Below are 6,366 nucleotides of genomic sequence, written 5' to 3'. Positions count from 1 at the left end.
GTGATTATCATTCTTGCTGTTTATTTAAATGAAGCTGAGCCAAGCATTAACAGTGACAAACAATGTGACTTGGATAGTTCACTTATTTGCCGCTTTAAATCAGCTAACCCGCAGGCTATGCAAGTTATAGTTAAGTTTGCTAAAAAAGTGCAAGTTGAAGAGCAAAATGAAGTGATTTTAATCTTGGATCCAAATGTCATGGTGGAAAACATCTGGGTCCAAGGTATTAATATGTACATGGGTAAGGTGGCCGTTTTTGAGAAAGCTGCTTTTGACTCAAAGCCGTTCGAAATCAATCAACGTCACTTGCAGTTTTTTTTAGGTTCTTGCAGCGAAACAAAGATGCGCTGGCAGATGGTGTTGCAATTAAAAAAGGTCTCAAGGCTATCTGATATAGCACAATCTGAGACCTATTTTGTTAACTTTAAAACCGAGGTTTTTTAACGTAACTTAAGTATATTTCAGCTTATTCAACACTGGGATTGTAAATAATTTGCCAAACCAAGATGTTTAATCAAACGTAGTTGTTGTTCCAGCCAGTGAGCATGATCAACTTCAGTATCACTTAATAACACCATTAGAATTTCACGTGTAACGTAATCCTGCTCTTTTTCGCACAGGGCAATGGCTTCTTTGAGGCACTTGGCTACGGCATATTCCACTCGAAGATCGCTTTCGAGCATAGAAGGCACATCTTGACCGATAAGCAAACCATCACGAGTAACCATGTCTGGAGTGCCTTCTAAAAACAACATTCGCTCAATCAGTTTAGAGGCATGACCTTTTTCATCTTCTACTTCATGGGCGATTCTGGCATGTAACTTGTGCAGGCCCCAATCTAGGTACATCTGAGAGTGAATAAAATACTGATCCATTGCGGCTAATTCATAAGCCAGCAATGCGTTCAATTTTGCAATGATATTGCTTTTACCTTTCATGCTTAATCCTCATCCTGCATTTGTGTTTGCAAGTAATTTTGCTGCCCAAGGGTATTCAATTGATATTCTTGGGTTTCAAGCCAATCAATATGTTCTTCTTCATCGTGTAAAATTTTGCTGAGCAAATCACGCGTTACATAGTCTTGTTTGTCTTCACATAACTTGATGTTTTTTTGTAATAGAGGGATTTGCTCTGTTTGAAAGGTCTTATCACATTGCAACATTTCTGCAGGCTCTTCACCTATCATCAATTTGCCCAACATTTGCAAATTAGGTAGCCCTTCTAAGAACAAGATCCTTTCAATCAGTTCATCTGCTTGTTTCATGTCGCAGATGGACTTTTTATAACACTTTTCGTTGAGCTTTTGAAAACCCCAGTTTTTAAACATGCGGGCATGCAAAAAATATTGATTAATAGAAGTTAACTCAAAGGTCAGCACTTCATTTAAGCCTGCAATGACTTGTTTATCGCCTAACATAGCAATTTCTCGGTAATGTTTACTGGGGCAAAGTATAGCGGTTAAAAAAACTTAAAACCAATGAAACTTTGAAATTTCCTTATAAAACAATGTGATACAAAATGATAATCATTTTCATTGTGTCTTTAGTTGTTAACTAAAGTTGGTTCTAGCAGGTTCTAAAAGTTGCAAACTTTCTTCCGCAAAACCAGTGCCGGCTTCGGTAAAAAAGTTAAATACTTTGTCAGACCCTGCATCGAGTAGAGGTTGAATTTCATCTTCATAACGCGCTATTGACGCTATTTTGCCTTTGTAATTGGCATGTTGTAGTTGCTCAGTAATATTACAGATATCCTTGATAGAGGGCAGGGCCAATAAGATCAATTGGATCTTCGACAACTCCATATTTTCCCACAAATCAATATCCTCACCGTCACCGACTAAAACTTGTAGCCCCTGTTTTTGCAATTTAGCAATTCGGGCTGGATCTGCATCCATGCCCCAAACGTTATCACCTGATATGGCGTTTAAAGACGCATAAGCACCTTTACCCACTCGACCCATACCTAATACCAAAATTTCGGCGTTTTTAGGTTGTACATAGGTATCCTCTGTAAGCGGAATGGGGTTTTCGTAACGTTTAAGCATGTTTTTGTAGGTATTGTACTGGTTGTGGGAATTGCGATAGACAATACCGGTAAATACAAATGAAAAAGATAATGCCATGGCCAGAATGACTAACCAACTGGTATCCATCACACCTAGGCTGACCATTAATGCAATAACAATTAAGCCAAATTCGCTGTAGTTAGATAGGACTAAACTGGCTAAATAAGCCGTTCTGGCGCGCAACTTTAACCAAGTAAATATTTTGAAAAAAAGCACAAATTTTATTGGTATTAACACACACAGTAATAACGACGCAGTAACCAATTCAAAAGTAGGCAGGGCAGTAAAACCTATGGTTAAAAAGAAGGCGATTAGAAAAATATCTTTAAAGCTCATAAGTGATTTAGATAACTCTGCGGCTTTACTGTATTTCGCTAATAACATGCCGATGACTAAAGCGCCCAAGTCACCTTTAATACCCACTAAGGAAAATAGTTGATAACCGCCAATGGCCAACATAAAACCGGTCAGTGGTAATAGTTCACCGTGACCAACTCGTTCGAGTATTGTATTAATGAAAGGTCGCACAAAAAATAACAGCGGCAACAATAAGGCCCATAATGAGGGGATTTTACCGGTAGCAAACACCATGAATAAAACGGCAAAGATATCCTGCATAACCAGAATACCCACAGCCACTTTACCGTGACGAGTTTTTATTTCGCCACTTTCTTCGAGAATTTTGATAATGCATACAGTGCTACTAAAGCTTAAGGCAAACGCTAGTAGGGTGGCATTGAGCAAACTGAGTTGAGTAAAAACGCTTAGTCCAAACCACAATAAGGTAGTTAGTACCACGTTAACCAAGGTGATCCAAATAACAGTATGTAAGATGCTGCCAAGCCACACTTCTTTTTTGTATAGGTCGCGTACATTGAGTTTTAACCCAATGGTAAATAGCATCAAAGTAATGCCCAAATTGGCCAAAGTTTCTAAATTTGCACTGGCTTCATAACCTAAATAATTTAGGGTAAATCCGGCAATTAAAAAGCCGATAAGCGGAGGAAAACCAGCCATTTTAATAGCCAAACCAAAAATAAAAGCGACGAATATAAAGACAATTTCCAATTAACTCTCCATTTAATAATTAAGGGAAGGCAGAGACTTAAACCATAAGCACTGTGCACAATAATAGGTGCAAGATTGCGAGTCAGTTGTGTATTTTAATGCTATCTAACGTTTAATGAGTAGATTTATTACATTGTGAGCATGTAACGGTTTATAAAAATAGTAGCCTTGAAAAAGATTACACCCTGTTTTTTCCAAAAATTCAAACTGCTCTTCAATTTCAACACCTTCAGCGACAGTTCTAAGCCCTAAGTTTTGCGCTAAATTAATGATCGTTGTGACAATTTGTCCATCTTCTACAGATGTAGTGCATTCATCTACAAAGGAACGATCAATTTTTAGAATATCTATGGGTAAACGCTTCAAATAGTTTAGGGATGAATAACCCGTGCCAAAATCGTCAATCGATAAAGTAATATTAAGTTTTTTAAATTCAAACATAACCGCAATACATTGCTCAATATCGCTAAGTAAAACACTTTCGGTTATCTCTAACTCAATTAAACTGCCGTCTAGCGTGAATTTTTCTAATTGTGCTTTAATAAAAGGTACTATATTGCCTGAAATCAGATGCCTACCCGATATATTAATAGATACGGGTAACAGGGTGTAGCCAGCATCGCGCCAATGTTGAAGTTGCGCAAATGTCATTTCAATTACTTTTTCGCCTAACTGAATAATGATGTCGGACTCTTCCGTTAAAGGTATAAACTCGCCGGGCATGATTAATCCTTCAACTGGGTGTTGCCAGCGGATTAAAGATTCGAAGCTTATCACCTCTTTTAGCTCATTCACCTTTGGTTGATAAACCATATAAAATTGATCTGATTGATTAATCGCGTGGCGAATTTCCTGTTCAAAATTAAATTGCCGTAGGGCTTTATGAGCCATTTCTGGTTTAAAAAACTGAAAATTATCTCGCCCAAGCTGTTTAGCGCTATACATGGCAATGTCGGCTTGCTGAATAAGTTGCTCGGCATTAATTTCAAGATCTAAAGTAATAGCAATCCCTATGCTTATAGGAATTTTTATTTCTCTTCCTGCCAGAGTAAGCGGCTCACGCATGACTTGCAAAAACTCTTGCCCTTTAGCTCTGATTAAATCAACGCTAATTTTTCCCGAGATCATGACCAGAAATTCATCACCTCCCCAACGAGCAATAACATCGGTATTACGAGTTGATTTACTTAGTCGTCTGGCAACCTCATTAAGTAATTCATCACCGGCTTTGTGACCCAGAGTGTCATTAATTTGTTTGAACTTATCTAAGTCCATAAAATATATCGCCACAGTGCCTTGTTGCTCGCGCTGACGTTTTAAGGTTCGTGTTAACTTATCAAGTAAAAAAGTACGGTTATACAAACCCGTTAATGGATCACTGTAAGCGAGTTGTTTTAATTTTGACTGTAACTTTACTTCTCGCGTCACGTCTCTTACATGCAGGGTATATTCATTTTGTAGGTCGCTATCAAACTGTGCGCCGGTAATGGTAATTTCGGCGGGAAACTCATCATTCGAATAGCGCATTAAAATCAATGAGTTGCGACGGTTAATTAATAAGCCATTGGGAGATGAAAATTTATACTGCAAGCTAGTCGCAAATTTTTTATGATCTTGTGGGCGAATGAATAATTTCATAAAGTTTTCACCGGCAACCTGTTTGCGAAGATTGCCAAAAGTGCGTTCTGCCGACTGATTAAACTCAATAATATTACCGTTAAAATCAATCGTAAGTATGCTATCCATTGCGGAATCTAGAATAGCGCCTTTGCGTTTTTCACTGGTTCTGAAATTAATAATTGCACTGTCTCTTTTACTTATTTCGTCATTCACACGTTGTATAACACTGTTGTACTGATTCGCAATTTGCCCTACTTCAGTAAAAGGCTCTACGGGAACGGGATGCGAAAATTCACCTTTAATTTCCTGATGGTGCATGTTAGTTAATAGCTCAATTAATTCTGTTGATGCCTTATGTTCAGAGATATTCATCCCAACTAATTCGTTTTCTTTGCTTACTCTTAGTGGCTCAAAATAATTGATTAATCTAAGTAACAGGTAACTTAGGCCAAAGGTATAGACGCCTATAGTGACCACCCCCAAAAGTTGAGCGCCAAATTGTTCAATTCGACTTAAACCCGTTGCAAGTATGTTGAGGTCTGAAAATAGCGCAACGGCTAGTGTGCCCCAGATACCAGCAAAGAGATGAGTTGCAACTACCCCTAAAGCATCGTCAATTTTGATGCGTATGATAAAACTTGTACCACTTACCAAAACCACACCGGCAACTATGCCGATAATGGCGGAAGACTGCGGACTGACAGCATGACAAGATGCAGTAATCGCCACTAGACCTGCGATAACGCCATTCATGATGAATGTGACGTCTACGTAACGATGGTAGTAATAATGACAACATGCGGCGGTTACCCCTCCCCAAGCCGCAGCTAAACTGGTATTAAGTAAAATTCCGGGAACCTGAGAATTGAACATCATGGTACTCCCGCCATTAAAACCAAACCAACCTAACCAGATCAATAGAGTCCCAAGTACACTCATTGGTATGTTGCTGCCAACAGGGAAGGGGGTTGGAGAGTTGAATCGACCTATACGTGGGCCAATAATAATAACTGCGGCTAATGCGACCCATCCGCCCACAGAATGGACTACCGTTGAACCGGCAAAGTCAATAAAACCAGCTTGTTGTAACCAGCCTTGATTATTCACATTATAAAAAGATGCCCACGCCCAATGTCCAGATACGGGATAAATTATCGAGGTCATTACAAGGGTTGCAAATATGTAACCTCGAAAAGACATTCGTTCTGCTACTGCACCTGACAAAATAGTCGCGGCAGTGCCACAAAACATCATTTGAAAAATGAAAAAACTGATCTCGTAAGGACTATTGTTTGCACCAAAATAGAACGCAGATGTACCGATAATGCCATTCAGACTATCGCCAAACATAAAAGCAAAACCAAAAAGCCAAAACAAAATTGCCGCAACAACAAAGTCAGCAATATTTTTAGCCGCTACATTGATACTGTTTTTACTGCGTATTTTCCCACTTTCCAGACACAAAAAACCTGCCTGCATTAAAAATACAAGCATTGAACACATTAATAACCAGGCATATTCCATTTAAGACTGCTACTACTTTGATAATTACTAAGCCTTATGCAATTAATGTGCAGACATTAGCTAAGGTTCTAATTTTTAATGTTTTTTGA

General features: G+C 38.6%; 5 protein-coding genes. 1 reads left to right on the top strand and 4 read right to left on the bottom strand.

Features of this window, described 5'->3' with window-relative positions:
• The coding region (locus AX660_RS10240; protein WP_068376150.1) for a hypothetical protein at nucleotides 1–444 on the top strand (444 nt) is incomplete at its 5' end.
• 26 nt (nucleotides 445–470) lie between these two features.
• On the opposite strand, the gene bfr (AX660_RS10235) is transcribed toward AX660_RS10240, so the two are convergent.
• The 4 genes from bfr (AX660_RS10235) to amt form a co-directional block, all read right to left on the bottom strand.
• The gene (bfr, locus tag AX660_RS10235) at nucleotides 471–938 is read right to left on the bottom strand and encodes a bacterioferritin (RefSeq protein WP_068376148.1); all 468 of its coding nucleotides are present in this window, start codon (nucleotides 936–938) and stop codon (nucleotides 471–473) included.
• A gap of 2 nt (nucleotides 939–940) precedes the next feature.
• Complete coding sequence (gene bfr / locus AX660_RS10230) at nucleotides 941–1,417, bottom strand: bacterioferritin (protein WP_068376146.1); 477 nt, start codon at nucleotides 1,415–1,417, stop codon at nucleotides 941–943.
• Nucleotides 1,418–1,549: 132 nt separating this feature from the next.
• Complete coding sequence (locus AX660_RS10225) at nucleotides 1,550–3,133, bottom strand: cation:proton antiporter family protein (protein WP_068376144.1); 1,584 nt, start codon at nucleotides 3,131–3,133, stop codon at nucleotides 1,550–1,552.
• Nucleotides 3,134–3,238: 105 nt separating this feature from the next.
• A complete protein-coding gene (gene amt, locus AX660_RS10220; protein WP_068376143.1) occupies nucleotides 3,239–6,277 on the bottom strand; it encodes an ammonium transporter in 3,039 nt (1,012 codons plus the stop codon).
• Nucleotides 6,278–6,366 lie beyond the last annotated feature (89 nt).

The sequence above is a fragment of the Paraglaciecola hydrolytica genome (assembly GCF_001565895.1).
Classification (GTDB): domain Bacteria; phylum Pseudomonadota; class Gammaproteobacteria; order Enterobacterales; family Alteromonadaceae; genus Paraglaciecola; species Paraglaciecola hydrolytica.
The sequence above is the reverse complement of the archived record's forward strand: the minus strand, read 5'-3'. Positions and strand labels throughout refer to the sequence as shown.